Genomic DNA, 26,491 nt, shown 5'->3' on the forward strand with positions numbered 1-26,491 from the left:
GGCCCACCGGTCACGGTGCCGCACCGATGCCGCATCCGCCGCCGGTGACGACGACGGCCCGGAGAATCGTGCTCATCTGTGCTCCTTGCCTGAGAGCGTGCCGTGCGGCCCGAATCCGGGCCCGGGCCCGGTGTGGCGCCCGCGGCCTCCGAGGCCTTCAGTCTCACCATGCAAACGATGGTTTGCTATGTCGGATAGAATGGTCGGCTTCTTTGGAGGTGTCAAGCCGATGCACCTCTCGGTGAGCCTGGGGTGAAGTAGTCGTTGGCTGTGCCAAGTCGACATCCCGGGTATCCAACCCGATCGATCAGATCTGTTGCTGTGCAGGCGAATACCGGCTCGACACCCGCTCGTCGGGGAATGCCGGATCGGTGACGCCGTCGAAGATGTCGGGGGTGTCGTGGGCGACGGACATCGGGAACACGGCCGGCCGTTTGTCGAGGAAGGCGGCCACCCCCTCGGCCGCGTCCGCGCTCCGGGTGCGTTCGTACAGCCCGCGCGATTCGGCGAGGTGCGCGGCCATCGGATGGTCGGCGCCGAGCATGCGCCACAACAGTTTCCGGGTCAGGGCCGCGGACACCGGCGCGACGTTGGCGGCGATCTCCCGGGCGATCTCGCGAGCCGCGGGCAGCAGGTCGGCCTCGGGGTACACCCCGTTCACCAGGCCGGTGTCCAGCATCTCCGGGGCCGCGATCATCCGTCCGGTGAGTGCCCATTCGGCGGCCTTCCCGATGCCGACCACCCGCGGTAGGAACCAGCTGGACGCCCCGTCCGGGATGATGCCGCGCCGCGCGAACAGGAAGCCGCAGCGCGCCTTCTCGGAGGCGAGCCGGATGTCCATCGCCAGGGGGATGGTGGCGCCGACGCCGACCGCGGGTCCGTTGATCGCCGCGATCACCGGCTTCACGGAGGCGAAGATCCGCAACGTGACCATGCCCGCGGAATCGGGCGGCAACGGCGGGAACTGTTCGCCGTTACCGCGTTTCGCCGCCTCGAAGCCGCCGCCGGACAGGTCGGCGCCGGCGCAGAACCCGCGCCCGGCGCCGGTGACGATCACCGCGCGGACGGCGTCGTCGGCGTCGGTGTGATCGAAGGCCGCGATGAGCTCGTCGCGCATCGCGATGTTGAACGCGTTGAGCTTGTCCGGCCGGTTCAGTGTGACGGTCGCGATGCCCTCGTCGACCTCGTAACGCAGCGTCTCGAATGCGGGAGTGGTCACAACCGCCCCGCCATCAGATCGAGCGCGCGCGAACCCGTCAGGCCGCCACCGAGATTGACGGTCTTGAGTTCGGTGAAGAACTCCAGCCCCTCCCGGTCGTGTTCCCGGCCGATCCCGGAGGCCTTCACCCCGCCGAACGGCGGGGTCGGATTGTTGACGCAGCTGTTCACGCTGAACGTGCCGGTGCGCACCCGCGCGGCCACCGACAGGGCCCGGCCCTCGTCGGCGGTGAACACGGCGCCGTGCAGGCCGTACGGGGAATCGTTCGCGATCTCCACCGCGTGGTCGTCGCCGTCGTGCGGGATCACGACCACGACCGGGCCGAAGATCTCCTCCTGCGCCACCCGCATCCGGTTGTGCACGTTGCGCAGCACCGTGGGCCGCAGATACCAGCCGCGGCCCGGTTTCGTGGGACGCTCTCCGCCGTAAGCGATTTCGGCGCCGTCGGCAACGGCCTGACGGATGAAGGTCTCGCAGCGGTCGCGCTGCGCGGCGGTGGCCAGCGGGCCCATCTCGGTCGCGGGATCCATCGGATCGCCGACGACGATCCGATCGGCGGTCGCCGACAGGGCATCGACGATCTCATCGTACCGATCCCGGGGCGCGAGCACCCGGCTGAGCGCGGTGCACACCTGCCCGGCATTGCGAAATGCGCCGGACCGCAGGACATTTGCGACGGTCTCCGCGTCCGCGTCGTCGAGCACCACCGCGGCGGACTTACCGCCGAGTTCGAGTTGCACGCGGGCGAACCGGCGGCCGCAGATCTCACCGATCCGGGCGCCGACCGCGGTGCTGCCGGTGAAGGAGACGGCCGTGATGTCCGGATGCGAGATCAGCGCCTCGGACTCGGCCGCACCTGCCGGCAGGATGCTGAACAACCCCTGCGGCAGACCGGCTTCGGCGAGCGACTCGGCCAGATGGTAGACGTCGAGCGGGGTCTGCGGGGATGGCTTGGCGATGACCGGATTGCCCATCAGCAGGGCCGCGACCGCCTTGTTGACGGCGGTCGCGAACGGTCCGTTCCACGGCGTCAGCGCCGCCACCGGACCGACCGGCTCGCGGGCGATGAGAGCGTCGGGCCCCCGGCCGGAACGGATCTCCCGTTCCGGGATGGTCCGGGCGATCGCCGCGAGTTCCCGCATCGCAGCGACGGAAGCGGTGACGTGACCACCGACGGTACCGCTCAGCGGCGCGCCCATCTCCCGGGTCATCACCTCACCGATCCGCGGGGCTCGCGCCGCGACCAGATCGGAGGCGCGCTCGATCACTGCGGCGCGCTCGGCGATACCCGCTCGGTACCAGTCCCCGGCGCGGAAGGACTGTTGCGCCGCGTCCACGGCGCGCACGACCTCCACGTCGGTGACCGCGGGCACCGAATAGACGACCTCCTCGGTCGCCGGGTCGACGACCTCGACGCGCTCGGAACCGACCGGGTCGACCCACCGGCCTCCGATCCAATGCTGTTCCAGCCGAACGGATTCGACGCTCATCACGCGTCCCAGGTGACGGGGAGGTCGGCCAAGCCGCGCGGGCGGTAGAGCCCGTCGTGCTCGGCGTCGCCGTCGAGCCGCAGGCCGTCCAGCCGTGTCAGCAGCGCGCTCACCGCGGCCAGACCCTCGGTCCGGGCCAGCGAGGCGCCGAGCCAGTGGTGAATGCCCATGCCGAAGCTCAGGTGCTTCTTGGCGTCGGCACGCGCGACATCGAACCGCTCCGGGTCGGCGAAGACCTCCGGATCGCGGTTGGCGGCGGCCAGGATGGCGTGGACCATGGTGCCCTCCGCGACGTACTCGCCGCCGATGGTGGTGTCCCGCAACGCGAGTCGCGGTTCCACCTGCAACGGCGGATCGATCCGCAGCATCTCCTCGACCGCGTTGCCGATCAGTTCGGGCCGGGCCTTCAGCAGTGCGACCTGATCCGGGTTGGACAGCAGCGCCCGCATCCCGTTGCCGATCAGGTTGACGCTGGTGTGGTGGCCTGCGCCGAGCACCGGCAGGTACGAGGCCGGTCGCTGCCCGAAGGTGTCCGCGTCGGTCAGAACCTGCCGGCACAGTGCGTAATTCGATACGAGCAGGTCGGTGCCGGTCGCCCAGAACAGTGGCGCGTCGGTCACCATCCGGCCGTAGACGCCGTAGGGGTCCTCGACGAATTCCGGCCGCATGATCGCGTCGTGCAGCGGTGCGTCGGTGAGTGCGTTCATGAAACGCATGCCTCCTGGAGGTTGGGATCGGGTCGGTCAGGCGCCCGCGGTAGCGCCGGCGCGGACGTTCGCGTACTGCGGCACGTCCGGCGGCGCGAGTTCGCCGGTGATGAATCCGCCGAGGGTGCCGGCATCGACGACGAGGTTGACACCCGAGACGTAGCTCGCCGCGTCACTGGCCAGGGACAGCAGCGGCAGGGCCTGCTCCTCCGGCCGGGCCATCCGGCCGATCCCGCCGGTGGAGGCATTCAGCTGCGCGTCGGTCCGCGTCTTGCGGAAGTGGTCCATCATCGGGGTGTCGGTCGCACTGGTGATCGCTTCGGGATCGCGCAGGTCCAGCTCGCGGTACGACGTGACCGGCAGTTCGTTGCGCCGGATGTCGAGTGCGTGTACTTCGGCGCCGTCGGCCAACAGGTGCTCGACAGCAGCGCGGCCCATTCCCGAGAACGAGCCGGTAATCGCCACGCGTTTGCCCGCCAAGCTGGAGACCGCCATGACTCGAGCCCTTCCGGATGTTTGTATAAGCGACTGATAGTTTGTAACTGTGAACGTATGTCTAGATGGTTCTCGCTGTCAATACGGGTCCCGACCCTTGACACTGCGAAAGCTGATCTCTAAGTTCGAAATTGCAAACGACTAGATGCAATAGTGTCTTCTGTGGACAGGGTGAGGAGGCCGAGGTGGACTTCGCGGGGTCGTCGGCGATCGTGACCGGGGGTGCATCCGGGCTCGGCGAAGCCGTGGTCCGGGCGCTTGCGGCCAGGGGTACATCGGTCATTGTCGTGGATCTCCAGAACGACAAGGGCGTATCGGTCGCGGCCGAGAACGGCGGCACCTACGTGCGCGCCGATGTGACGGACGACGGGCAGGTCCGAGCCGCCATCGAGGCCGCGGTGGCCATCGCGCCGCTGCGCATCCTGGTCAACTGCGCCGGGATCGGTGGTTCCGCCCGGACGGCGGGCCGCGACGGTGACTTCGACGCGGCGTTCCCGATGGAGAAGTTCACCCGGATCGTGACGGTCAACCTGATCGGCACCTTCAACTGCATCCGGCTGGCAGCAACGGCTATGGGCCGCAACGAATCCGACGCCGACGGTGAGCGGGGCGCCATCGTCAACACCGCCTCGATCGCGGCGTTCGACGGTCAGATCGGCCAGGCCGCGTACTCCGCGTCCAAGGGCGGGATCGTCGGCCTGACGCTGCCGGTGGCCAGGGATCTATCCGTGCTGGGGGTACGGGTCAACACCATCGCCCCAGGGCTGGTCGATACCCCGATCTACGACGGCTTCCCCGATCCGGCCGCAGTGAAGGAGAAGCTGCGCCGCGATGTGGTGTTCCCCTCGCGGCTCGGCCGGCCGGACGAGTTCGCCAGTCTCGCAATCGAACTCGTCGGCAACAGCTATCTCAACGGTGAAGTCGTCCGGCTCGACGGCGCCGCGCGCCTCCAGCCGAAGTAGGGAGCGGGTGTGGATATCGGAGATTCGCCCGCGGAAGCCGAATTCCGTTCGGGTGTGCGGGAATTCGTCACCGCACAGCGCGCCGACCTGTCGATCGGCCGCGGCGCCTCGCCCGAGCGGGTACCGGAGCTCAAACGGGCCCAGGCGCTGCTGCATTCGGCGGGGCTGGTGGGCTCCACCTGGCCCGTCGCCTACGGTGGCCGGGGCAACAATCCGGTCCAGCAGGTGATCATCGATCAGGAACTCGCGCGTGCCGAGGTGCCGCGGCTGATCAACTGGATCGGCGTCGGCATGTGCGGCCCGACGATCATGGCCCACGGCACCGACGAGCAGAAGGACCGCTACCTCGCGCCTATCCTGCGGGCCGAGGAGATCTGGTGCCAGCTGTTCAGCGAGCCCGGTGCGGGCAGTGACCTGGCGGGCCTGTCGACCCGCGCGGTCCGCGACGGTGACAACTGGCGCATCACCGGGCAGAAGGTGTGGACCACCGGTGCCCAGTGGTGCGACTACGGCATGCTGCTCGCGCGCACCGATCCCGCCAAGCCGAAACATCGCGGGCTCACCATGTTCCTACTCGATATGCACGCCCCCGGGGTCACCGTGCGGCCGCTGCGGGAGATGACCGGCGCCGCGGTCTTCAACGAGATCTTCTTCGACGACGTCGTGGTGCCCGACTCCGCGCGCCTCGGTGAGATCGATGGCGGCTGGGCGGTCGGCCTCACCATGCTGATGAACGAGCGGTACACCGTCGCCGGCGACGGGTCGGTCTACGGCGCCGGGCCCGAGGCGCTCACCCGCGCGGTCCGGGTCGGGTTGCCCGGTCTGTCCGCGGATCGCCGGCCGGGTGTACTCCAGGAATACGCGGCCTGCTGGATCGAGGCGCTGGCGTGCCGGATGACCGGCAACCGGATGCTCACCGCGCTGTCGCACGGCAGGGAACCCGGCCCGGAGGGCAGCGTCGGCAAGCTCGCGTCGAGCCGATTGCTCGCGCGCGCCGCCGAACTGGGTGTGCGGGTGCAGGGCGACGACGGCGCCTACGCGGGCACCTGGCAGGACATCGCGACCTTCGCGCCCGGAATCGCGCTGGCCGGCGGCACGACCGAGGTCATGAAGAACATCCTCGGCGAACGGGTGCTCGGCCTCGCGCCCGAGCCGCGCGCCGACAAGGCCGCCCCGGCTCGGAGGGACTGACCGTGGATTTCCAGTTGTCCGAAGAACAAGTCGCCCTCCAGGAGATGGCCGGGGACTTCTTCGCGAGCAAGCCCGGCATCGAGGCGGCCCGCATCGCGCTCGACCAGGGCATCGACGGATTGCCGGACCTCCGGGCCGATCTGGCGAAGCTCGGGGTGCTCGGCATCCTGGCGGTCGAGGAGCGCGGCGGCACCGTACTGGACCTCGCCGTGGTCGCCGAACAGGCCGGGCGCACCGTGGCCACGTCGCCGCTGGTCGGCACCTCCGCCCGCGCGGTGCCGTTGCTCGAGGCCGCCGGTACCCCGGAGGCGCTCGAACTGCTCACCGCGGTACTCAGCGGGACGGTCGCCGTCGCTGTGGCCGACGGTCCCGGAATCCATTGCACCGCAGATAGTTCGGTGCACGGCACTAGCGCCCCGGTGCTCGACGGCGCTGTCGCGGACACGATCCTCGTGCTCACCGAGCACGCGGGGGAGCCGGTGCTGGTGTCGGTCGAGGCCGGCGGCGATATCGCCCGTAGCCCGCGCCACCACCTCGATCCGACCCGGCGCCTGGCGACCCTCGAATTCCGCGGCGCGCCGGCCGTGACGCTGGCGTCCGGCGACCACGCGACGCGAGCCTGGCAGCGGGCCACCGATATCGCGACCGTCGTCTTGGCCGCCGAGGATCTCGGCGCCACCTCCGAATGTGTGCGCCGCGCAGTCGAATACGCCAAACAGCGACAGGCGTTCGGCCGGACCATCGGCAGTTTTCAGGCGCTGAAGCACGCGCTGGTGGAGGCCTACGTCGCCGAGGAGCAACTGCGGTCGCTGGTGTGGCTCGCCGCTTGGTCGGCGGACGCCGAGCCGGAGAACCTGGCGCTCTACGCCTCGGCCGCGGCGGCCTACGCGGGCGCGGCGCTGGAACAGGCCGCGGACACCCTTATCCACACCCACGGCGGTATCGGTTTCACCTGGGAGCACGACGCGCACCTGTTCTGGCGGCGCGGGAAGGTGGACCGGCTGCTGCTGGGTGACGTCCACGACCACCAGGCCCGGGTCGCCGAGATCCAGTTGACCGCCTGACGTCCCACGATCCGCGACCGGGCCTAGGGGCTCCGGCTGCGCACCCCTCGAACCAATGATGGAGAACCTCTGATGACGGAAGCCGTGATCGTCGAAGCGGTGCGGACCGCGACCGGAAAGCGCCACGGATCGCTGTCCGGCTGGCACCCGGCCGACCTGCTCGCCGCCACCCTGACCGAACTGGTCACCCGGACCGGTCTCGACCCGGAATTGGTCGACGACGTGATCACCGGTTGCGTCAACCAGGTCGGCTCGCAGGCCCTCAACGTAGGCCGGTCCGCGGTGCTCGCGGCCGGCTGGCCGGAGAGCGTGCCTGCCACCACGATCGACCGGCAGTGCGGATCCTCGCAGCAGGCAGCGCATTTTGCCGCGCAGGGCGTCATCTCCGGCGCGTATGACATCGCGATCGCCTGTGGGGTCGAGAACATGACCCAGATCCCGATGCGCGCCCAGGTCTCCGATCCTGCCTACGGGCAGCCGTTCGGCCCCCTGGTCGACCAGAGGTACGCGGATCAGGAGAACTTCGGTCAGCGCGGCCGGATCAACCAGGGCTTGTCGGCGGAGCTCATCGCCCGCAAGTGGGGTCTGACCCGCGAGGATCTCGACGAGTACAGCGCTCGCAGCCAGCAGCGCGCGGCCGCGGCGGCCGCCGCGGGGCACTTCGCCGGCGAGATCGTGCCGCTGCCCGCCAAGCGGCTGGACAAGGAGACCCGGGAGGTCGTCGAGGACGGCAGCGTCCTGTCCGCCGACGAGGGGGTACGGCCCGGTACCACCGCGGCGAAGCTGGCGGAGCTGAAACCCGCCTTCACGCCGGAGGGTTCGATCACCGCCGGTAACAGCTCGCAGATCAGCGACGGCGCCTCGGCGCTGCTGATCATGTCCCGAGAGCGCGCCGAACAGCTGGGCCTGCGTCCGCGCGCCCGGTTCCACACCTTCGCGCTGGCCGGCGTCGACCCCATCATGATGCTGACCGGACCGATTCCGGCGACCGCGAAGGCGCTCGCCAAATCCGGGCTGAGCATCGGTGATATCGACCACTTCGAGGTCAACGAGGCGTTCGCGCCGGTGGTGCTCGCGTGGCTGCGCAAGTTCGGCGCCGACGAGGCGAAGGTGAATCCGCTCGGCGGCGCGATCGCGCTCGGGCATCCGCTGGGCGCCTCCGGCGGCCGGCTGCTCACCACGATGCTGCACCACCTCGAGCGCACCGGCGGCCGCTACGGCCTCCAAACCATGTGCGAGGGTGGCGGTCTCGCCAACGCCACGATCATCGAGCGGCTCTGACGGGAGAAGATCGCAATGGGTGCTTCGGATCTGGCGAGTCTCGCCTTGCGCACGGTGGTCGGCGCGACGATGGTCGCGCACGGCATCAAGCACGCGCGATCGCTGGAGGGAACCGGTAAGTGGTTCGCCTCCATCGGCTTTCGCAACCCGGAGTTGCAGGCGAAGGCCAGCGCGGTGGTCGAGATCGGTTCGGGCGCAGCCCTCGTCGCCGGCGTGGCGACGCCGCTGGCCGGTGCTGCCGTCGTCGGCACGATGGTGGTCGCGGCTCGTTCGGTACACGTGCGTAACGGGTTCTTCATCACTGCAGAGGGTTACGAGTACGTTCTCAACCTGGCAGCGGCCTCCGTGGCGCTAGGCGCGCTCGGCGGCGGCCGGTTCAGTGTGGATCGGATCCTGGGCAGGGACACGCGGGGGACCGGGCTGTCCGGCGCGCTGGTGACGGCCGGTCTCGGTGTCGCGGGTGGTCTGGCGCAGCTCGCGCTGTACTGGAAGCCCCCGAGTCCGGCCACTTACGAGCGGTAGTCGTTCCCGGAGCCACCGGCCGCGCATCGTCCGATGCGCGGCCGGTCCGTGTGATCGCGGTATTCTCTGCGGTCCAGCGCTGCCACCGGCTACCGTGCGGACCCCGGAGGATTCGCCCGGGAAGACCTCGGTCAGTGGCGGTAGAACACCCCGTCGGTGCGCCCGGCCAGCGATCGTTGACGCTCGTCAGCCGATCACTGGTCTCCCGGACACGAGCCGGGCGACGCGGCCCCCGGCGAAGTGGCAACCGATCGCGCGGGCCTCGTGTTTCTCGACGTCGCGGGCGATCAACTCGCGCGTCCTCCGGGCCAGCACAGGATCGACGTCGTGTATCGCGCCGACCTCGAGTTCGCCCAGCTGCGCGGGACAGTAGAGCGCGTCCCCAACGAGCACGGCGCGTTCGCCGCTGTCGACGACGGCGAAGACGGTGTGGCCGGGGGTGTGCCCCGGCGCCGGGAGCGCCGTCACCTCGGGGCTGATCACGGTTTCGCCGTCGAACAATTCCGCGCGGCCGCTGCCGACCAGGGCGCGCAGCGCGTCGACGGTCTCGCGGGGCAGCAGACTGGCGTGACCGCCCGTCACGAAGTGCTCGAAGTCGGCGCGTGGCAACAGGATTCGGGCGTTCTCGAAGATCGGGGAGCCGTCCGCATCGGCCAGCCAGCCCGTGTGATCGATGTGCAGATGCGAGATGGCGACAGTGTCGACAGTGCCGCGTTCGATTCCGTGCGCGGCGAGTTCCCGCACCAGACCGGCGGTGCCGACCATGCTCATCGCCTGCCGGGGCCGGTTCAACAGTGCGGCAAGCGAACTCAGCGCCCGCTCCGGATCGGGCCCCAGCCCCGCGTCGACGAGCACCGTCCGGCGCCCGGTGACGGCGAATGCCTGGATCGGCAGCGGCATCCGGCCGCCCTCGGTCCGATCCTCGATGCCCGGTTCGGCGGGGCCGCTCAGAAAATCCGGCGGCATGTCGAAGCGGCCGTCGTCCAGTACGGCCAGTGTGGCACCGCCGACCGAGATGGTCTGCACGTCATCACCTCCATGTAGCTGGGATTCTCAATTCACCACGCGCAGTGCGCGTTCGGGGCAGGCCGCGGCCCCCGTCCGAGCGGTGTTCTCGTCCGCCGGGGCGATGTCCTGCTGATCCCGGACGGCGCTGTAGCCCTCCTCATCGAGCGGGAACAGCGTCTCGTCCACCGCCGCGCACAGTGCGTGACCCTGGCAGCGGGCGCGGTCGATCTCGATCTTCATCTCGGGCTGGTCCTTCCGAATGGCACCACGATGGTTGTCAATGCAAATAACTGTTCGCTATTCTGACTCTAGAAGACAGTGGTGGTCAAGAGCGCGGATGTCGCGTGGACACACCTCGGAAAGCATCCGGGCCGGCTCGCTCGCCGAGCACACCGCGGATGTGCACGGACGGACAGGCGGTTCGGTATGAACATCCCATTGGTTCTCCAGCGGCAACAGACCGCGCTGTGCGGCTTGCTCGACCATGTGCTGTGGGTCCGGCTGAACCGTCAGCACTCGGGCAACATGGTCGACCGGAAGCTGGCGGGCGAACTACGGCGGATCTGGGACTGGCTGCGCGACGAGCCCGATGTTCCGACCGTGGTGATCACCGGTGTCGGCCCGGAGACGTTCTGCCTGGGTCTTGACAAGCTCGCGCCGCCCACCGAGCCGTTCACGCCCCGGCATTGCGGTGTCGGCCAGCGGATCGTCGCGGCGGTCAACGGCTCGGTTTGCGCGGAGGGATTCACCTTTCTCGACGAGGCGGACGAGGTCGTCGCGTCGGCCCAAGCGCTGTTCTCGAGGCCGGCCCTGTCCCGGCTGGCTGCGCCGGGCGCCGAGCCGCCGGCCTGGCTGGAGGCCGCCGACTGGTCGGGCTACGTCCGGGCGGAGGAGGCGGCCCGAGCGGGCCTGGTCCACGAGGTAGTCCCCCTGGTAATGCTCAAGACCGTGGCCCGGCGCGACTCCGAGATCGAGTCGGTCTGAACTTCGGCCGCCGGGCCGTTGCAGTGGACGCAATAATGACGCGCGGGTCGCCAAAGCGAACGAGCCCGGCCGGACGTGTCGGGCCGCGCGCCCGATCCGAGATGTTGTCCGCACGAGGGCAGTTCACCGTGTCGCGGGCTCGCCGTCCGATGATTTCAGCTGGGCGAGGGAGCACAGCAGATCCTCCGCCTCCGCGGCGTCGCGAGCCGCGTCGGCGAGCGGGATCGTGACGACCGTGGCACCGGCCGCGCACAGAGCACGGACGCGGGTACGGAGTTCCTCGATCCGGCTCGTACCGAGATCCGCGATGCCGACCGTGGCGCGGACAACCAGATCGCGCGGGTCGCGATCGGCCGTTCGGTACGCTTCTCGGAGCAGTGCCGCACCCGTCGCGACGGCCTCCGCGCCTGCGGACTCGCTGGCGATCCAGCCGTCGCCGAGCCGGGCGACCCGCCGCGCGGTGACCGCGGTGGGCCGGCCGCCGATCAGGATCGGCAGCCGCGCTCCGCGAGTCGGGGGCGGATTGGCATGTGCGTCTTGCACCTTCGTCCAGCGGCCGTCGAAGGAGAACGGCGAGCCGGCCCACATCGTGCGACAGAACGCCAGCGCCTCGTCGAGCCGGGCGAAGCGTTCGTGGTACGGCACCCCGACCGCGTGAAACTCGGACTCCTGCCAACCGGCGACGACCCCGAGTTCGAAGCGGCCCCCGGACAGCACGTCCAGTGTCGCCGCGGCCTTGGCCAGGGCGACCGGACTCTGTAGCGGGGCGATGATCGCGCCCGTAGCGAGCCCGAGGGTGGTCGTGGCCGCCGCGACGGCAGCCAGGGCGGGGATCGGATCGAGTGAGATCCGGCCGGGATCGAGTGGCACCGCACCGGGATGACGCAGATCGGAGTCGTAGAAGAGGTGCTGTCCGAGCACGACCTGATCGGCCCCCCACTGCTCCACCGCGCGGGCGGCAGTGGGGAGCCGATCGAGTCCGGAGGCCAGCAGCGGAACCAGTCCGTTGAGCTTGACGGCCAGGCCGGTCGGGGTGCTGGGTGCGGTCACAGCGGTCTGCCTCCTTGGATTCCATGCGGGTGGCGGGCCCGGTCGATCGCTGCCGGGCTATCCGACCACATCGGCCGAGTTCAGGCGGTTCATCAGGTCGGCGCGCTCCGATTCGTACTTCTCGACCGCCGACAGCTTGATGTCCTCGTAGCCGCGGATGCTTTCCGGCAGATTCGCCCGGGCGACCGCAGTGTCCAGGTTGCCGGTCGTGAGCCGCTGCTCGATCTCGCGCAGGTCCGACCGGTAGTCTGCGACCAGCTTCCGCTCGACGCGGCGCAGGTGGGCGTAGCCGAAGAGGTCCAGCGGGGTGCCGCGCAGCTTGCGCATCGCCCGCAGCGCGCCGAAGGCCGGCCGGAACAGCACCGGCGGCAGCGCGATCTTCTGTTTCATGCCCATCGCCCGCAGGGCCGGCGGGTGCAGTCGAATTCGGACCTTCACCGGCCGGCCCGCGGCCAGTGCCTCGACCTGGGCCTTCGAGGTGGATTCCAGGTATAGCCGGGACACCTCGTACTCGTCCTTGTACGCCATCAGCTTGTACAGGTAGCGGGCGACCGCCTCGGCGAGCACGGCGGAACCCGGGGTGATCGCCTGCTCGGCCCGGTTGATCGCGACGACGTCGTCCAGGTAGCTCCGAGCGTACGAAAGGTTCTGGTACGCAATGAGATCCGGGAACCGGACGGCGACCAGCCGGCCCAGCTCACCGCCGAGCCCGGCGTCCAAGAGGTATTGCAGACCGGCAGCAGCCGGCGCCCGGCGCGGTTCGGGTTCCGCGGCGACCGACTCGCTCTCCTTCGCCACGGCCCGCGCGGCATCGAGGCGCTCGGGCTCGAGCACCGACATGCGGCCCCAGCGGAACGCCTGGGTGTTCATCGACACCGCCACGCCGTTGAGTTCGATCGCGCGCTCGATGGCAGTGGCCGGTACCGGCAGCGCACCCAGTTGGTACGCGACGCCGAGGGCGAAGATGTTCGCGGTCGTGCTGCGGCCGAACAGATCCTCAGTCACGCCCGCGGTGTCGACATAGACGCTGTGGTCCGCGCGGGAGCGGGAGGCCAGCGCCGCGATCTGATCGTCGATCGCCGGCTGCCGCGCCGTGGTGCCGATCATCCGGCCGGTCGGGGTGCGGGTCGTCGATCCCACGATCACCGTCCGGTCGGGCGAGATCGCGGCCAGATTGGCTGGGGTCAGCGCGACGATCAGGTCCAGCGCCAGATAGAGGTCCACCGATCCGGCCCGCGCCTTGGCGCCACTCGGCTTGGGTGCCTGGCTGATTCGCACATCGGAGACGACCGGGCCGCCCTTCTGGGCCAAGCCGGTCTGGTCCATGCCGGTGACGTACCGGCCGTCCAGGAGCGCCGCGGTACCGACGATCTGGGCCACGGTGGTGACGCCGGTGCCGCCGATGCCGGGCATCCGCACCCGGAAGTCGGCCGGATCCACGATGGTCGCCGGTTCGGCCAGATCCTCGTCGGTCAGCATGGGCGCCTGACCAGCCGGCCGAGCCGCCGGAACCGGCTTGGCAGCCTGCGCACCGCGCTTCGGCTGGATCGTGACGAACGACGGGCAGTCGCCCTTCAAGCAGGAGTAGTCGCGGTTGCACGAGGTCTGATCGATCGCGGTCTTCGAGCCGAACTCGGTATCGATCGGCCGGACCGACAGGCAGTTGGATTTCGCCCCGCAGTCGCCGCAGCCCTCACAGACCCGCTCGTTGATCAGGACCTGAGTGCTGGGCTCCACCTGCTGACCGCGCTTGCGCAACCGCCGGGCCTCGGCCGCGCACTGCTGATCGTGGATTAGCACAGTGACGCCCGGAACCTTCGCCAACCGTTCCTGCGCCGGGACGATCTCGTCGCGGTCGAGCACCTCGACGTCGCGCGGTAGCCGGGCGTGCCGGTAGCGACCCTTGTCCTCGGTGGTGACGATGATCTTCGCGACCCCGATCGTCTTCAGCAGGTTCACCAGCTGCGGAACCTCGAGCAGACCCTCGGCGTGTTGACCGCCGGTCATCGCGACCGCCCGGTTGTAGAGAATCTTGTAGGTGATGTTCGAACCCGCCGAGACCGAGGCCCGCACGGCCATCTCGCCGGAGTGGAAGAAGGTGCCCTCGCCGAGGTTCTGGATGAAATGCTGATCGCCCACGAAGGGCTGCGCGCCGATCCACTGCGCGCCCTCGCCGCCCATCTGGGTGACGCCGGTGATGGTGCCGACCAGATCCGGCGCCATGAACGACACCATCGAATGGCAGCCGATCCCCGCGCCGACCTGGGTCCCCTCGGGCACCCGCAGGCTCGCGTTGTGCGGGCAGCCCGAGCAGAAGTAGGGGGTGCGCGGGATGATCGTCAGCTCCAGGTTGCCGCGTGGCCGGACCACCGGACGCAGGTTCGATTCGGCGATGCGTGACGACAAGCGTTGCCGCACAACGGGAATCAACACATCGGCGTCGATCGCACCGTAGCCGGGCAGCAGTGCCTGGCCCTTTTCGTCCCGCTTGCCGAGCACCAGCGGTGTGTTCGCGCGCCGGTAGAGAGCTTCGCGCACCAGGGTTTCCAGACGTGGCCGCTTGTCCTCGACCACCAGGATCTCGCCGAGTCCGGCCGCGAACTCCTGGATCAGTAACTCGTCGAGCGGATGCACCATGCCCAGGCGCAACAGCCGGATGCCGTACCGGGACAGGTCGGACTCCGCCAGCCCGAGGGCCCGAAGTGATTCCAGCACTTCGTAATACAGATGGCCGGGGGCGATGATCCCGATCCAGTCCTGATCGGTGGAAAAGGTGATCTCGTTGAGCCGGTTCAGCCGCGCGTAGTGCAGCGCGGCGGGCATCCGCACCTCCGTAATCTCCTGCTCGACGGCGAGGATGTTCATCGGCGACAACGACGGCGGGGTGGTCCGGCCCAGCGGCTGTCCGTCCGCACCGACCGGCATCACGATCGACAGCCGATCCGGCGTGGTGAGCGCGGTCCCGGCACCGTCGGCAATCGCGGTGACCACCTTGATACCGGTCCACAGCGAGCTGGCCCGGGACAGGGCGATGCCGTGGCGGCCGAAGTCCAACACCTCCTGCATGGTGCCCGGGTGCAGAGTGGGCATGGCGAGGTCGGCCAGCACCGCCTCGGAGGTGCTGGGCAGGGTGGAGGATTTGCAGGTCGGGTCGTCGCCGACATAGGCCAACGCGCCGCCGTGCCGCAGCGTCCCGGCGTAGTTCGCGTGCCGCAGGGCGTCCACGGCCCGGTCGAGCCCGGGGGCCTTGCCGTACCAGATGCCGAAGACGCCGTCGTAGCCCAATTTGCCGAGCTTGCTGGCGGTCTGGCTGCCCATCACCGCGGTGGCCGCGAGCTCCTCGTTCAGACCGGGCCGGTGCACGATCCCGTATTCGGTGAGCAGCGGCTCGCGTGCCTCGAATTCCATGTCCAGCGCCGCGAGCGGACTGCCCGGATAGCCGGACACGAAGCCCCGGGTCGACAACCCGGCCCGGCGGTCGGCTCGCATCTGATCGATCGGCACGCGGACGAGCGCCTGGAGTCCGGTGAGGTACACCGACCCGGATTCCTGGACGTACTTGCTCGTCAGATCGTATGTGGGCTGGGCGTTGCGCCGCTCGCTCATCTCGCCCTCTCAACTCGGCGTCATGGGGATGACGCATCCACGCCGGGCACCGGGCGATTGCTCCACCGCGACCGACTGAACGCTGACTTCAAGGTAGCAGATACGGTCGGAATATCGAATAATCGGTCGATATTCCGACTATAATGCGATAGCTCGGGAGCGGGGTGGGCTGATTAGTGCGAGGTCGATGACGTAACCCGGCTTCTCGCGTATAGTACCGCGTGCTAGATAACAACCAGTTGGACGATATTGCAAAAGTCCTGCTGGCTGTCTCGGCATCCGGAACCGCGCCGCGGTGACCTCCTCCCGGGCGCCGGATGCGGGTACGGGCGGAGAAGGGAAGGTCGACGACATGACCGTGTCGGTCGGATGAACACCCCCATATTTCTCGGCCCCAGGGAACATCCACTGCTGTCCGCCGCCGCGGCCGAGGCCGGTGCGGACCTGGTCACCGATCCCGCGCAGGCCAACGCGCTGATCTGGACCGATCCCTTCGACGTCAAGGGTCTGCGCGCCGCGATCGGCGACCGGACCCGCTGGGTCTCGTTACCGGTCGCGGGTGTCGATCGCTACGTCGCGGCGGGCATCATCACCGCCGACCGGCAGTGGACCGCGACGAAGGGGACCTACGGCAATACGGTGGGCGAGCACGCGGTGGCGCTGCTGCTCGCCTGCAATCGGCATCTGATCGGGGCGGCCCGGCGGACCACCTGGGTTTCGGATCCCGGACGCCGGCTCCGGGGCCAGACCGTGGCGATTCTGGGGACCGGCGGCATCGGCGGCGCAACGGCGCGGATGCTCGCGCCGTTCGGCGTGCGGACCATCGGGGTCAACCGAAGTGGCACCGCGGCAACGGGTTTCGACACGGTCGCCGCCGTCTCCGATCTGGACTCGGTCCTGTTCCGCGCACAGGCCGCGATCGTGGGACTGCCGTACACCGAGCAGACCCGTGGACTGCTCGGCGAGCGCGAACTGTCCGCACTGGGTGCGGACGGCGTGCTGATCAATGTCGCCCGCGGCGAGATCGTCGACTCCGAGGCGCTGCTCGCCTGCCTCACATCCGGCCGGCTCGGCGCGGCGGCCCTCGACGTCACCGACCCGGAGCCGCTGCCGGACGGTCATCCGCTCTGGTCACTGCCCAACGTGCTGATCACGCCGCACACCGCCAACCCGTTCGTCGGGCTGCCCTGGGAGCCCAACGTCGAGGAATATGCCGATCATATTCGGCGCAATGTCGCGGCGTTCGCGAGCGGTGCCCCGCTCGAGGGGCTCGTCGACACGAAGAAGGGATATTGATGTGACATCGACTGTCACCCGCCTGGTGAACCACATCGGCCTGACCGTTACGGATCTGGAGACCTCCGTCGCGTTCTATCGCGATGTGGTCGGCATGGAGATCGCGAAGCGGGGCTTCAAGACCGGCGGGGAATGGTTCGACACCCTGACCGAGAATGCCGGGGCGATCATCGATGCGGTGACCCTGCGCGCTGGCGATGTGCACCTGCAACTGGTCCAGTACCACGCGGCGGGCAATCCCGAACCGGCCACCGGGCACAATCGGGTGGGCAATCTGCATTTCTGCATCAACGTCGACGATGTCGATGCCAAACACGCCGAGATCACCGCGAGCGGAGCGCATCAACCCACCGCGATCGTGAAATTGCCCGTACCCGGCGTGCGCAGCTTCTATGTCCGCGATCCCGACGGCGTCCCGGTCGAATTCCTGCAACTTCCGGGCGCGTAGCCGGGAATAAAACGAGAGTCGGCGGTGCGAATCGAATTCGCACCGCCGCCAACTATTTCCGGCTCACGCGAGGTGAATCGCCTTGTACTCCAGGAAATCCTCCAGCCCCTCCGGTCCGCCCTCGAGGCTCAGCCCGGACTGCTTGTAGCCACCGAAGGGAATGGGGGTGTCGAAGATGCGAAGGCCCCGCATTCTGGACGGTATCGCAAACAAGCATATGTGCCGTATGGCGAGCGTCGGCGACCGGAGACGCGCCGAATGGCGAGCGAGGATCCGGAGCGGCACGAAAGTGCCGGTCTGGCAATTGTATTCGCTCAGACCGCGGTGGAGCGGCTGCGTGTGGTGCGGGTGCCGGTCTTCGTGCTCCGGCTGCGCAGTTCCCGGGTTCGCGCGGCGGCCGGCCGGCTCGGTGGCGCTTCGGCCGAGTTGCTGATAGGGGACAGCTCCGGCAGTTTGTCGGGTAGGTCGGAGCGCAGCCGCCCGCCGGCGTCCACCGGCCGGGCCCAGTGCGGAAACGGCTCGCTGCCGTGCAGCGCGGCCGTCACCCGGCGCGTGCCCTCCAGTAGGCGCTCGGCGCCCGCGGCGATCTCGTCCCGGGACGCGTCCACATCGAACTGTGCGATGCTCAGCGCCAGGACGACCCGGCCGGACGGCCCGAACACCGGTGCCTTGATCGCGGTGACGGCCGCGAAATCGCGCGGAGGCACCGCCTCGACGTAGACCTGATCCGCCCGCTCCTGGATCGCCTGCTCGAGTTCCGCGGCGCCGGGCAGGCCACGCAGCAGCTCGAGGATGCGGCGCAGCGCCATCACCTGTTCGAACGAGGTCGCCTGGTAGCCGGTCAACCGGATGCGATCCAGGAAGGTGAAGTAGGCGTCGCGCTGATCCTGGCTGAGATTCGGTTCGTGATGATCCAGCCAGGTCTCGACCTCGGCCTCGGGCGCCCAGGCCATGAATTCGGCGCCGTACGGAGCCTGCAACGGCGACCGGTTGCCGACCGGCAGGTGCCCGAACAGTGGGCGCTGGACATCGCGCCGAGCCATGACCACGATGTCGCGGCCGACCAGTGCCGTGGCCACGCAGGAGACGTTGAGTTCCTCGTGGATCGCCGACATCTCGACCTTGGCGATGTCGAGGGCCTCTGCGGCGTCCAGGGTGGCCGCGGTGCCGAGATTGACCAGCGCCGGGCCGAGCAGATAGGTCTTCTCCGACGGGTGCCGGATCAGCATGCCCTCGTTGACCAATTCGGTCAGCATCGCATGGCAGGTCGCCTTGTTGAACTCGAGCCGACGGGCGATGTCGCTCAACGAGAATCGCTCTCGGGGGTGGTCGGCGAGGAACTTCAAGAGCTTGACGGTGCGCTCCACCGACGGTGCGGGTCTGGCCATGTCATCTCACCTCCGAGCTCGCTGCCGAGCGGGTCGTGTGGAACAGTGTCGTAGCAACGCTACTAGCACGTTGTTCGTATTTGCAAACAACTGGTGGGTCAATGTTCGCACACCATGCCCGTCAGCTCGAGTTTGCCGGAGAGTGGCGGCGGTCACTGCCGACCTACTGTTTGTAGTTTCGCGCGATCCGTCGATCTGGTGACCGATTTTGCTCGGTGTGCTGCGGTGTCGCGCGATCCCGTCTCCGGAGTCGGCCGGGCTCGGATCCGGTGGCGTCGACCATTCGATTTACCAGTGAATGGGCGGCTCGCTGCCGAGTGGAAGGCTGTAATTTTCACCGTCGTGTCCGTACTGTATGTGCAAACTGGTAATCGAAATGGCAAACAAAGATGGGAGGTGAACCGATGGCACGACCCGCGCGTTCGGTCAGCCGTACAGCCCGCGTGTTGGAGTTTATGGGCGCGCACCCGCGCGAGCGATTCACCCTGACCGAGATCGCTCGGGCCCTGGAACTGAACAAGGCGAGTTGCCACGCCATGCTCATGGAGTTGGCGTCGGAGGACCTGCTGGTACGCGATGCGGTGGACAAGACCTACACCCTGGGTGCGGCGCTGGTGGATCTGGCGACCGCGGCCCAGGTGGCCGGTGACGAGGTGCTGGATATCGCCCGCGCCGAACTACTGGCCATACACGACGAATTGGGTGTGTCGTGCGTCGCGACGGCCCTGCGTGGCTTCGACACCATCGTGGTGGCCCGGCGGGATACGGAACGCCCGTTGATCGACTTCTCGCCCGTCGGTCACGCGGTACCGATCGTCCCGCCCTCGGGGCAGGAGTTCATGGCTTGGGCGCCACGGGCGACCGTGGACAAGTGGCTGGACCACGCCCTGCCCAGGTCGGACAAACCCAAGCGCGAGGCCTATTATCGCCGCCTCGACCATGTCCGCCGGGTCGGCTACCGGATCTCCGTCCTGGACGAGGCCCGCGCGCTGCGGCGGCTGTTGAACGGCTTCGTGGACCTGCCCGGAGCGCGCGAACTGCGCGACGCCGTCGGCCGAGTTGCGTTCGGCCCGTTCACGATCGACGACTATGAGCCCAAGCTGGCGATCGTGACACGATTCAAGGCGCCGATCTTCGGTTCGACGGGCCGCGTCGAACTCGCGTTCACCATGAGCCAGTTCCCGCCGAATCTGCCCACCGGTGAGCTGCGCGACTACGTGCTCCGGCTGCTCGCGGGGACCGAACGGGTGACCCACGCGCTGCACGGCTTCGCGCCGACCTCCGACTGGTCCGATCTTGCAGCGCGAAATATCAACGGAGAGAACGCATGACGATGATAACCGCCTACCGGCTGATCGCCCCCGGCCGGGCCGAGCTGACGGAGATCCCGAAACCTGTGCCCGGACCGGGCGAGGTACTGCTGCGGGTCGGCGCCTACGGTATCTGCCACAGCGACGTATCGCTGGTCGAAGCGCCGGGGCAGCTGCCGCATGTCACCCTCCCGCTCACGATCGGCCACGAGACGACAGCCTGGATCGAGGCCCTCGGCCCCGGGGTGCAGGGCTGGAGCGAGGCGCCGCGGCACCCCTGATGGATGCGGATTGACTGCCTACCATGCGGTTTCAGCGGCGCTGCGCCGGGTGCCGGAGGCGGGCCCCCTGGTGATCATCGGCATCGGCGGGGTCGGTCACCTCGCCGTCCAGGTGGCCCGGGCGACGAGCGCGGCGACCGTGATCGCGGTGGACGCGCACCCCGGCCGTCGAGCACGTGCTCGAATTGGGTGCCGACGCTGCCTATCTCATGAACGGTGAACTGGCGGCGCGACTGCCCCCACGAGCTCGAGTACGGCCGCGCGGACGCGGTGCTGGACTGCGTCGGTTCGGCGGAGACGCTGGCGCTGGCCGCCGCGCTGGACGACGCCTGGAAGATCGTGAAGCTGGCCGAGGCCGGCAAGGTCGTGCCGGCCACCACTCGGTTCACGTTGACCGAGGTCGACGCCGCCTTCGCGCGGCTGCACGCGGGGCAGGTGGTCGGCCGCGCCGTCGTCGTGCCCGACGGCGCGGCCCGCGCCGATCAGTCGTAGACGATGATGCCGCGGAGGTTCTCTCCGCTGTGCATCGCCCGGTACCCCTCGTTGATCTCGTCGAGGGTGTAGCGGGCGGTCACGAGTTCCTCCAATTTGATTGCGCCACAGCGGTACAGCTCGACCGTCCGGGGGAAGTCGTCGATCGGGTTCGCCTGGCCAAAAACGTGGCCTGACAGGGTCTTGTTCCACATGGCCAGTTCGAACAGCCGGCCGCTCATGTTCTCCTCCGCCACCGGCGCGACGGAGGTGACCACCGCCCGTCCGCCCTTGGCGATCAGTCCGAGCAACGGGCCGACCATGTCACCGTGCGCGACACCGACGCACAGGATGGCCAGATCGGCCCCCGCCCCGTCGGTCAGCTTGCCGACCAGTTCGGTGGCCTCCGCCATGCTCGACACGGCATGGTGCGCCCCGAACTGCAAGGCCCAATCCCGTTTGCGGGCAACCGGATCCACCGCGACCACAGTCGCGGCGCCGCCGAGCAGCGCGCCCTGGACCGCGTTGATCCCGACACCACCGATGCCGACCACGACGACGATGTCGCCGATCTGGACCCGGCCCACCTTCACCGCCGCGCCGACCCCGGTGGTCACACCGCAGCCGATCAGGGCGGCGAGTTCCAGCGGTACGTCCCGGCGGATCGGGACCGTCTGGGTCTCGTGCGCCACCACATACGGGGAGAACGTGCCGATCTGGCAGTACGCGCCGATCCCGGTGTCCCCGATGTGACGCCGGTAGGTGCCGTCCGGCCCGTGCCCGGTCAGCGCGAACGCGCCCCGATCGCACAGGTTCGCCCGGCCACGCGAACACGCCCGGCACTGACCGCAGGCCGGGACGGCGGCCAGGATGACATGGTCGCCGACCGCGGTGCGGGTGACGCCCGGCCCGACGGCCTCCACGACGCCGGCGCCCTCGTGCCCGCCGATCATGGGGAAGGCGCACGGCGTATCGCCGGTGACCACGTGATCGTCGGAATGGCACAGCCCGCTCGCGGCGAGCTTCACCAGAACCTCGCCCTCGTGCGGGGCGTCCAGTTCGACGGTCTCGATCTTCCAGGGCGCACCTTGCGCCCACAGGACCGCTGCAGGAACCTGCATGCGAACCTCCTTCTGCTGGTTGGAAACTCGGTTCACCCGAGTGTGTCGTCGGTTCAGGACCGGAACAGGAATGCGTGGTAGTCGTTTGCCGCCACGTCGTCGCAGATCGTGCGGTAGGCGCCGACTCCGCCCGTGTAGGGCATGAGCACTCGGGGTTTGCCGGGGATGTTGGCGCCCATGTACCAGGAGGCGGTGGCCGGGTACAGCGTGGCTGCCGCGACCTCGTTGACGTGATCGACCCAGCCGTCCTGCGCGTCTGGCGCCGCCTCGGTTCGGCGGAAACCTTGGTCGGGCAGATAATTCAGATGACCGTCGATCCAATCGACATGCTGCTCGATCGAGACGACCACCTTGCTCAGGACCGACGGACTGCCAGGTCCGGTGATGGTGAACATGTTCGGGAAGCCCGCGACGGCGAGGCCGAGGTAGGTCCGGGGACCGGCCTGCCAGTTCTCGCGCAGCGAATTTCCCGCCGCGTCCCTGATATCGATCCGTTCAGCGGGCTGGTCATCGCGTCGTCACCGGTGGCGAGGACGACCGCGTCGAGCTCGTATTCCTGTTCGCCGGCCCGCAATCCGTGCGGCGTGAATCGGTGGATCGGGTCGGCGCAGACATCGACAGGGTCCACGCTCGGCCGGTTGTAGGTGGCGTAGTAATCGGTGTCGCCACGGGTGCGCTTGGCGCCGATGGGGTGATCGTTCGGGCAGAGCAGTTCCGCGGTTTCTCGGTCGGACACGATCTCCCGGATCCTGGCCCGGACGTAGTCCGCGGAGACCGCGTTGGGCTCGAGGCTCACCATCGTGTCGGAACGTGGCGATGCCACCAGAACTCATCCAGGCCTCGGCCGACAAGGCCGGGTAGTCGGCCTTCACCCGCTCCTGCTCGGCGGGCTCCAATGGCCGATTCCATGCCGGGGACACTGAAATTGGGGGTCCGCTGGAACACGGGTATGCCGCCACTCGCGGCCATCTCCATGAGGAACGACAGTGTCGCCTCGTCGAGAGCCATGAAGTTCTCATTCCTGCTTTCCGAGTCCGGGCCGTGGATCGGGCCTGGCTCGTTTTCCAGGATGCAATTTCTTATGACCTGGGTCACTGGGCAGCTGGCGAGAATTCAGGGCAATCGGCGCGCCAATCGGTGCGGGGTCACTGGGGCGTCCGCGAGTCGCGGAGCCGACGCAGCACGAGGGCCAGCATCAGCCGCACGCGTCCGTAGGGCGCGCTGATCTCGAAACCGAGCTGCCGTTCCGCGCGAGCGACCCGATGGCCGACGGAGTTGTGATGCTTGTGCAGCATCACCGCGGCTTTCCGCAGCGACTCGGTCGCGGCCACCATTTCGAGAGTGCGCAACATATCCGCGCCGCCGGGCTCCGCGGTCAGCACGTCCAGAGCCGACACCTCGACCGCCGTCGAAATCGCTTCCGGCGTCAGATGATGCGCCAGCAGAACGAAACATCCGACCCGGCGGGCATCCGTGATGGCCGCCTCGCCCAGCCGATAGGGCGGCGCGTCGTGGGTGCTCGGAAGCGTGAACCGGAGAATGCTCCGGGCCTCCCGCCACGACAGCGGCGCGTCGATCCCGAGTACCTCGGGGCCGACGGCGACGTGGCTCCCGATCGGAACGGCCAGATCGTTCGGTACCTCGAGAGTGGTCGTCAGAATGTGGATGCGATCCAGCGAGGCGAGCCGGACTCCGGCGGACGGGCCACCCAGTCGCGCGGCGATCGTCTGCGCACCCTCCGCGCTGCCGCCGATCGCCACCGTCCGCAGCCGAGCCGACGGACTGTAGCCGAGCAGCTTGAGGGCCCGCGCGCGCTCGGCCTCACCCGCGGCCTCACTGACCACCAACTCGACCAGCGCCGGATCGCCGAGCCGCAGCAGCTCCCGGTAGCGGTGGCGCAGCGCCGCCACGCAGGTGGCCGCCAGCCGCTTGAGAATCACCTCGTCAAGCGGGGTCGTACCGTCCCGTCGCGCGAGCCATATCTCGTCACCGGACGGCAGCCGCCGCATCGAGGCGCCGCCCAGATCCGGGCTCCCGGTGACAGGCTCACCCGAATGTGCGGCGATATCGATGGTTTTGTCCGCCGATCGGTATCCCACCGAGCATTCGGCGAATCGTGCGGCGCTGTCGAGTACCGTGTCGAGGTCGCTGCCCCGTACCAGCAATTCATCGAAAAACTCGACCACCTGGAGCAGGCTCGGTTCGCCCGGTACGTTGATTCGCATCGCACTCCACTTCTCCGCCCGAATCTAATGTGAATTCCGGGCAATCGAATCCACCTGATCACCGTCGGATGGATACTCCGCATCGGAGCGGCCGACGGGCGAGCGGTTGGATGCTGCGCTGACCGGGTGGCGGGCGCCGACGAGTTGATTGCGCGGATCTACCGGGCGAATGCAGTCTAGGACGATGTGGCCTTTGGCACACCTGTATCCAGCATGTAGTTTTTTTGGCGCGTGCAGGATGCGTCTGCGGCGCTGCCGTCCGAATGCCGGGATCCGTACCTATCGTGGTGCGGCACTGCGCGGATTTATCGAGGTCCTCGAAAGTCAAGGAGCGACAGTGGCATTCGACGGTGTTGAACGCGGATCCCGCGGTGAGTCGCAGTCCGGCCCCGCCGGCTGGTCGGATCTGGGTGTGCTGGATCCCTTCGAGGGGGCGACGCTGATCCGGGTGGCCGTCCGGGTCTACGAAGGGGTGAAGCGCGCCTTCGAGTGTGCCCGGCATCTGGAGGATGTGACCTGCGCACCGGCGCCCCTGCTGGTGCCGGTCGGCTCCGGTGCTGCGCCCACCGCTGAGCGGGTGGCGACGGCCGAGTGGGAGTCGGCGAGCCGCAGTGTACGGAGCCCTCATGAAATCCTGTATACAGGATGTAGGATGTAAAATTGGTCGAGGCATGTGCAACTCGATCGTTGTCGACGGCTAGGGCCGGACCAGAGTCTGTCCCGTGGCCCGGGTGATCAGGAGTTGTCAGTGCCAGAAATCGTCTACGTGTCCCCGACAGGCGAGCGCCGGAGCGTCGAGGCGGTGGAGGGCAGCGATGTGATGCATGCCGCCGTCGGCAATCTGGTGCCCGGCATCATCGGGGAGTGCGGCGGGGAGATGTCGTGCGCCACTTGCCATGTCTTCGTGGACGAGGAGTGGTTCGATCGGTTCCCGGCCGTCACCGCCTACGAGGCTGACATGCTCGAGGCGACCGCGGCGGAGCCGACCAAGTTCAGCCGGCTGGCCTGTCAGCTGGTGTGCACCGCCGAGACCAGCGGCGTGATCGTCCACCTTCCGGAAGAACAGTGAAAGAGCCTGCTGTGCTGGAGGATTCGGGGATCTCGGAGACTGTCGTCGTGATCGGTACCGGCCAGGCCGGCGCCGATACGGCCACCGCGCTGCGCCTGGACGGCTTCCGGGGCCCGATCGTGATGATCGGCGAGGAGCCGTCGCTGCCGTACTATCGCCCGCCGTTGTCGAAGGCGTATCTGAAGGGTGCGTCGACCGCGGAGGATCTGCTGCTGCGAGGCGGTGAGATCTACGACCGGGAGCGCATCGAGGTGCGGACCGGCGTCACGGCCGTCTCGCTCGACGTCCGCGCGCACGAAGTGCTGCTGTCGGACGGTGATCGTGTCGGCTACGACCGGCTGGTACTCGCGACCGGCGGTCGGCCGCGCCGGCTGGACCGCCCCGACCTGACTTCCGCGCCCAATGTGCACACCCTGCGGACCCTGGCGGATGCGACCGCGCTCCGCGAGCATTGCGTGCCGGGGGCTCGTGCAGTGGTCCTCGGGGCGGGCTATATCGGTCTCGAATTCGCCGCTTCCGCAACGCAGTTGGGGGTCGCGGTGACTGTGCTGGAGGTGGCCCCGCGGGTGCTCGCGCGGGTCACCTCGCCGGTCGTATCCGAATTCTTCCAGCGGGTGCACCGGGAGGAGGGGGTACGGATCCTGCTGGAGGCGCGCATCGAGCGCTTCGTGACCGGCACGTCCGGCGAAGCCACGGCGGTCGAACTCGCTGACGGCACGGTGGTGGAGACCGATTTCATCCTGCTCGGCGTCGGGATCGCGCCCCGCACGGAACTGGCCGAGGCCGCGGGGCTGGAGGTCGACAACGGCATCGTCGTCGACGAGTTTCTCCGCACCTCCGACCCCGATATCTTCGCGGTCGGCGATGTGGCCCGGTTCGCCGATATGCGGTCCGGCGGCAGCCGTCGGCTCGAATCGGTACCCAATGCCTCCGAGCATGCCCGCTGTGTGGCGGCCGCGATCACGGGAAAACCGCGTGCGCTCGACGCGCTGCCGTGGTTCTGGTCGGATCAGTTCGACCTCAAACTCAAGGTCGCGGGCTTGGCCGAGGATTGCGACCGGATCGTCGTCCGCCGCGACCCGGCCGCGGGCCGGCGGCTCACGGTGCTGTACCTGCGCGAGGATGTCGTCGTCGCGGCCGACGTGATCAACCATCCCGCCGATTTCGCGACCGCGAAGCGGCTGATCGCCGCCGGGCGCCCGATCGATCCGGCGCGTGCGGCGGACCCCGACATCGCGCTGAAGGACTGCGGGTCCGAGGCGCTGGCTGGATAGGCGAAGTAGGACAAAGCGTCTGCAGGACA

Annotated in this window: 28 protein-coding genes; 14 read left to right on the top strand and 14 right to left on the bottom strand. The window is 68.6% G+C overall.

Annotated elements, in window-relative coordinates:
- Positions 1–307 precede the first annotated feature (307 nt).
- Genes ACFYOW_RS41860 through ACFYOW_RS41875 form a run of 4 tightly spaced genes read right to left on the bottom strand, consistent with a single transcriptional unit; the run spans position 308 to position 3,911 of the window.
- Positions 308–1,219 carry a crotonase/enoyl-CoA hydratase family protein gene (locus ACFYOW_RS41860; protein WP_387296343.1) on the bottom strand — a complete coding sequence of 304 codons (912 nt, stop codon included), beginning with the start codon at positions 1,217–1,219 and terminating at the stop codon, positions 308–310.
- Positions 1,216–2,709: an aldehyde dehydrogenase gene (locus tag ACFYOW_RS41865; protein WP_387296345.1), complete on the bottom strand. Its 1,494-nt coding sequence runs from the start codon at positions 2,707–2,709 to the stop codon at positions 1,216–1,218. The genes ACFYOW_RS41860 and ACFYOW_RS41865 overlap by 4 nt, the downstream gene beginning before the upstream one ends.
- Entirely contained in the window at positions 2,709–3,416 is a 708-nt protein-coding gene (locus ACFYOW_RS41870; protein ID WP_387296347.1) for a cytochrome P450, read from the bottom strand. Before ACFYOW_RS41870 ends, ACFYOW_RS41865 begins: the two co-directional genes overlap by 1 nt.
- Positions 3,417–3,452: 36 nt before the next feature.
- On the bottom strand, positions 3,453–3,911 hold the full coding sequence (locus tag ACFYOW_RS41875) for an SDR family oxidoreductase (RefSeq protein WP_387296349.1): 459 nt from the start codon (positions 3,909–3,911) through the stop codon (positions 3,453–3,455).
- Positions 3,912–4,096: 185 nt separating this feature from the next.
- Here ACFYOW_RS41875 and ACFYOW_RS41880 point away from each other — a divergent pair, with 185 nt between their 5' ends.
- The 5 genes from ACFYOW_RS41880 (at position 4,097) to ACFYOW_RS41900 (ending at position 8,931) form a co-directional block, all read left to right on the top strand.
- Entirely contained in the window at positions 4,097–4,873 is a 777-nt protein-coding gene (locus tag ACFYOW_RS41880) for an SDR family NAD(P)-dependent oxidoreductase (RefSeq protein ID WP_387296351.1), read from the top strand.
- Positions 4,874–4,882: 9 nt separating this feature from the next.
- Entirely contained in the window at positions 4,883–6,064 is a 1,182-nt protein-coding gene (locus ACFYOW_RS41885) for an acyl-CoA dehydrogenase family protein (RefSeq protein WP_387296352.1), read from the top strand.
- Positions 6,065–6,078: 14 nt separating this feature from the next.
- Positions 6,079–7,128, top strand: a complete 1,050-nt coding sequence (locus tag ACFYOW_RS41890) for an acyl-CoA dehydrogenase family protein (protein ID WP_387296354.1) — start codon at positions 6,079–6,081, stop codon at positions 7,126–7,128.
- A gap of 72 nt (positions 7,129–7,200) precedes the next feature.
- Positions 7,201–8,409, top strand: a complete 1,209-nt coding sequence (locus ACFYOW_RS41895; RefSeq protein ID WP_387296356.1) for a thiolase family protein — start codon at positions 7,201–7,203, stop codon at positions 8,407–8,409.
- A gap of 15 nt (positions 8,410–8,424) precedes the next feature.
- On the top strand, positions 8,425–8,931 hold the full coding sequence (locus ACFYOW_RS41900) for a DoxX family protein (protein ID WP_387296358.1): 507 nt from the start codon (positions 8,425–8,427) through the stop codon (positions 8,929–8,931).
- Between the two features lie 186 nt (positions 8,932–9,117).
- On the opposite strand, the gene ACFYOW_RS41905 is transcribed toward ACFYOW_RS41900, so the two are convergent.
- Positions 9,118–9,957, bottom strand: a complete 840-nt coding sequence (locus ACFYOW_RS41905; RefSeq protein WP_387296360.1) for an MBL fold metallo-hydrolase — start codon at positions 9,955–9,957, stop codon at positions 9,118–9,120.
- 27 nt (positions 9,958–9,984) lie between these two features.
- Complete coding sequence (locus tag ACFYOW_RS41910; RefSeq protein WP_387296362.1) at positions 9,985–10,179, bottom strand: ferredoxin; 195 nt, start codon at positions 10,177–10,179, stop codon at positions 9,985–9,987.
- 186 nt (positions 10,180–10,365) lie between these two features.
- Here ACFYOW_RS41910 and ACFYOW_RS41915 point away from each other — a divergent pair, with 186 nt between their 5' ends.
- Positions 10,366–10,923, top strand: a complete 558-nt coding sequence (locus ACFYOW_RS41915) for an enoyl-CoA hydratase/isomerase family protein (RefSeq protein WP_387296364.1) — start codon at positions 10,366–10,368, stop codon at positions 10,921–10,923.
- 123 nt (positions 10,924–11,046) lie between these two features.
- Here ACFYOW_RS41915 and ACFYOW_RS41920 read toward each other — a convergent pair whose 3' ends face one another.
- The gene (locus ACFYOW_RS41920; protein WP_387296366.1) at positions 11,047–11,973 is read right to left on the bottom strand and encodes a TIGR03619 family F420-dependent LLM class oxidoreductase; all 927 of its coding nucleotides are present in this window, start codon (positions 11,971–11,973) and stop codon (positions 11,047–11,049) included.
- A 57-nt stretch (positions 11,974–12,030) separates the two neighbouring features.
- Positions 12,031–15,579, bottom strand: coding sequence for an indolepyruvate ferredoxin oxidoreductase family protein (locus ACFYOW_RS41925; protein WP_387296368.1), 3,549 nt, complete (start codon positions 15,577–15,579; stop codon positions 12,031–12,033).
- A 369-nt stretch (positions 15,580–15,948) separates the two neighbouring features.
- Between ACFYOW_RS41925 and ACFYOW_RS41930 the strand changes: the two genes are divergently transcribed.
- Both ACFYOW_RS41930 and ACFYOW_RS41935 read left to right on the top strand, forming a co-directional pair.
- The gene (locus ACFYOW_RS41930; RefSeq protein WP_387296370.1) at positions 15,949–16,875 is read left to right on the top strand and encodes an NAD(P)-dependent oxidoreductase; all 927 of its coding nucleotides are present in this window, start codon (positions 15,949–15,951) and stop codon (positions 16,873–16,875) included.
- Position 16,876: 1 nt separating this feature from the next.
- Positions 16,877–17,323 carry a VOC family protein gene (locus ACFYOW_RS41935; protein ID WP_387296372.1) on the top strand — a complete coding sequence of 149 codons (447 nt, stop codon included), beginning with the start codon at positions 16,877–16,879 and terminating at the stop codon, positions 17,321–17,323.
- Positions 17,324–17,386: 63 nt separating this feature from the next.
- On the opposite strand, the gene ACFYOW_RS41940 is transcribed toward ACFYOW_RS41935, so the two are convergent.
- Both ACFYOW_RS41940 and ACFYOW_RS41945 read right to left on the bottom strand, forming a co-directional pair.
- Positions 17,387–17,515: an aldehyde dehydrogenase family protein gene (locus ACFYOW_RS41940; protein ID WP_387296374.1), complete on the bottom strand. Its 129-nt coding sequence runs from the start codon at positions 17,513–17,515 to the stop codon at positions 17,387–17,389.
- Between the two features lie 122 nt (positions 17,516–17,637).
- On the bottom strand, positions 17,638–18,711 hold the full coding sequence (locus tag ACFYOW_RS41945) for an IclR family transcriptional regulator (RefSeq protein ID WP_387296376.1): 1,074 nt from the start codon (positions 18,709–18,711) through the stop codon (positions 17,638–17,640).
- A 404-nt stretch (positions 18,712–19,115) separates the two neighbouring features.
- On the opposite strand from ACFYOW_RS41945, the gene ACFYOW_RS41950 reads away from it, so the two are divergent.
- The 3 genes from ACFYOW_RS41950 (at position 19,116) to ACFYOW_RS41960 (ending at position 20,794) form a co-directional block, all read left to right on the top strand.
- Positions 19,116–20,042: an IclR family transcriptional regulator gene (locus ACFYOW_RS41950; protein WP_387296378.1), complete on the top strand. Its 927-nt coding sequence runs from the start codon at positions 19,116–19,118 to the stop codon at positions 20,040–20,042.
- Positions 20,039–20,302 (top strand): alcohol dehydrogenase catalytic domain-containing protein, encoded by a 264-nt coding sequence (locus ACFYOW_RS41955; protein ID WP_387296380.1) that lies wholly within the window; start codon positions 20,039–20,041, stop codon positions 20,300–20,302. The genes ACFYOW_RS41950 and ACFYOW_RS41955 overlap by 4 nt, the downstream gene beginning before the upstream one ends.
- A 216-nt stretch (positions 20,303–20,518) precedes the next feature.
- On the top strand, positions 20,519–20,794 hold the full coding sequence (locus ACFYOW_RS41960; RefSeq protein ID WP_387296382.1) for a hypothetical protein: 276 nt from the start codon (positions 20,519–20,521) through the stop codon (positions 20,792–20,794).
- Here the strand turns inward: ACFYOW_RS41960 and ACFYOW_RS41965 are convergent.
- The 4 genes from ACFYOW_RS41965 to ACFYOW_RS41980 all read right to left on the bottom strand — a co-directional run bounded on the left by ACFYOW_RS41965 (position 20,785) and on the right by ACFYOW_RS41980 (position 24,119).
- Positions 20,785–21,894: an NDMA-dependent alcohol dehydrogenase gene (locus ACFYOW_RS41965; RefSeq protein ID WP_387296384.1), complete on the bottom strand. Its 1,110-nt coding sequence runs from the start codon at positions 21,892–21,894 to the stop codon at positions 20,785–20,787. The two genes, ACFYOW_RS41960 and ACFYOW_RS41965, sit on opposite strands and share 10 nt — an antisense overlap.
- A gap of 53 nt (positions 21,895–21,947) precedes the next feature.
- Positions 21,948–22,289, bottom strand: coding sequence for a hypothetical protein (locus ACFYOW_RS41970; protein ID WP_387296386.1), 342 nt, complete (start codon positions 22,287–22,289; stop codon positions 21,948–21,950).
- The gene (locus ACFYOW_RS41975; protein ID WP_387296388.1) at positions 22,250–22,717 is read right to left on the bottom strand and encodes a hypothetical protein; all 468 of its coding nucleotides are present in this window, start codon (positions 22,715–22,717) and stop codon (positions 22,250–22,252) included. The genes ACFYOW_RS41970 and ACFYOW_RS41975 overlap by 40 nt, the downstream gene beginning before the upstream one ends.
- Before the next feature lie 322 nt (positions 22,718–23,039).
- On the bottom strand, positions 23,040–24,119 hold the full coding sequence (locus tag ACFYOW_RS41980) for a helix-turn-helix domain-containing protein (RefSeq protein WP_387296390.1): 1,080 nt from the start codon (positions 24,117–24,119) through the stop codon (positions 23,040–23,042).
- Positions 24,120–24,456: 337 nt separating this feature from the next.
- Here ACFYOW_RS41980 and ACFYOW_RS41985 point away from each other — a divergent pair, with 337 nt between their 5' ends.
- From ACFYOW_RS41985 to ACFYOW_RS41995, 3 genes are all read left to right on the top strand, one after another.
- A complete protein-coding gene (locus tag ACFYOW_RS41985) occupies positions 24,457–24,777 on the top strand; it encodes a hypothetical protein (RefSeq protein WP_387296392.1) in 321 nt (106 codons plus the stop codon).
- Positions 24,778–24,867: 90 nt separating this feature from the next.
- Complete coding sequence (locus tag ACFYOW_RS41990) at positions 24,868–25,188, top strand: 2Fe-2S iron-sulfur cluster-binding protein (protein WP_387296393.1); 321 nt, start codon at positions 24,868–24,870, stop codon at positions 25,186–25,188.
- On the top strand, positions 25,185–26,462 hold the full coding sequence (locus tag ACFYOW_RS41995; protein ID WP_387296395.1) for an NAD(P)/FAD-dependent oxidoreductase: 1,278 nt from the start codon (positions 25,185–25,187) through the stop codon (positions 26,460–26,462). The genes ACFYOW_RS41990 and ACFYOW_RS41995 overlap by 4 nt, the downstream gene beginning before the upstream one ends.
- Positions 26,463–26,491: the final 29 nt, after the last annotated feature.

Source organism: Nocardia sp. NPDC006982, from assembly GCF_042869435.1.
Classification (GTDB): Bacteria; Actinomycetota; Actinomycetes; order Mycobacteriales; family Mycobacteriaceae; genus Nocardia.

What these genes read in the sequence shown, in the direction of transcription:
- ACFYOW_RS41950 (WP_387296378.1), top strand. Translation starts at nt 19,116, where the DNA reads ATGGCACGACCCGCGCGTTCGGTCAGCCGTACAGCCCGCGTGTTGGAG.
- ACFYOW_RS41940 (WP_387296374.1), bottom strand. Translation starts at nt 17,515, where the DNA reads ATGCGGGGCCTTCGCATCTTCGACACCCCCATTCCCTTCGGTGGCTAC.
- ACFYOW_RS41980 (WP_387296390.1), bottom strand. Translation starts at nt 24,119, where the DNA reads ATGCGAATCAACGTACCGGGCGAACCGAGCCTGCTCCAGGTGGTCGAG.
- ACFYOW_RS41895 (WP_387296356.1), top strand. Translation starts at nt 7,201, where the DNA reads ATGACGGAAGCCGTGATCGTCGAAGCGGTGCGGACCGCGACCGGAAAG.
- ACFYOW_RS41910 (WP_387296362.1), bottom strand. Translation starts at nt 10,179, where the DNA reads ATGAAGATCGAGATCGACCGCGCCCGCTGCCAGGGTCACGCACTGTGC.
- ACFYOW_RS41900 (WP_387296358.1), top strand. Translation starts at nt 8,425, where the DNA reads ATGGGTGCTTCGGATCTGGCGAGTCTCGCCTTGCGCACGGTGGTCGGC.
- ACFYOW_RS41965 (WP_387296384.1), bottom strand. Translation starts at nt 21,894, where the DNA reads ATGCAGGTTCCTGCAGCGGTCCTGTGGGCGCAAGGTGCGCCCTGGAAG.
- ACFYOW_RS41915 (WP_387296364.1), top strand. Translation starts at nt 10,366, where the DNA reads ATGAACATCCCATTGGTTCTCCAGCGGCAACAGACCGCGCTGTGCGGC.
- ACFYOW_RS41930 (WP_387296370.1), top strand. Translation starts at nt 15,949, where the DNA reads ATGAACACCCCCATATTTCTCGGCCCCAGGGAACATCCACTGCTGTCC.
- ACFYOW_RS41875 (WP_387296349.1), bottom strand. Translation starts at nt 3,911, where the DNA reads ATGGCGGTCTCCAGCTTGGCGGGCAAACGCGTGGCGATTACCGGCTCG.
- ACFYOW_RS41925 (WP_387296368.1), bottom strand. Translation starts at nt 15,579, where the DNA reads ATGAGCGAGCGGCGCAACGCCCAGCCCACATACGATCTGACGAGCAAG.
- ACFYOW_RS41865 (WP_387296345.1), bottom strand. Translation starts at nt 2,709, where the DNA reads ATGAGCGTCGAATCCGTTCGGCTGGAACAGCATTGGATCGGAGGCCGG.
- ACFYOW_RS41945 (WP_387296376.1), bottom strand. Translation starts at nt 18,711, where the DNA reads ATGGCCAGACCCGCACCGTCGGTGGAGCGCACCGTCAAGCTCTTGAAG.
- ACFYOW_RS41955 (WP_387296380.1), top strand. Translation starts at nt 20,039, where the DNA reads ATGACGATGATAACCGCCTACCGGCTGATCGCCCCCGGCCGGGCCGAG.
- ACFYOW_RS41970 (WP_387296386.1), bottom strand. Translation starts at nt 22,289, where the DNA reads ATGTTCACCATCACCGGACCTGGCAGTCCGTCGGTCCTGAGCAAGGTG.
- ACFYOW_RS41870 (WP_387296347.1), bottom strand. Translation starts at nt 3,416, where the DNA reads ATGAACGCACTCACCGACGCACCGCTGCACGACGCGATCATGCGGCCG.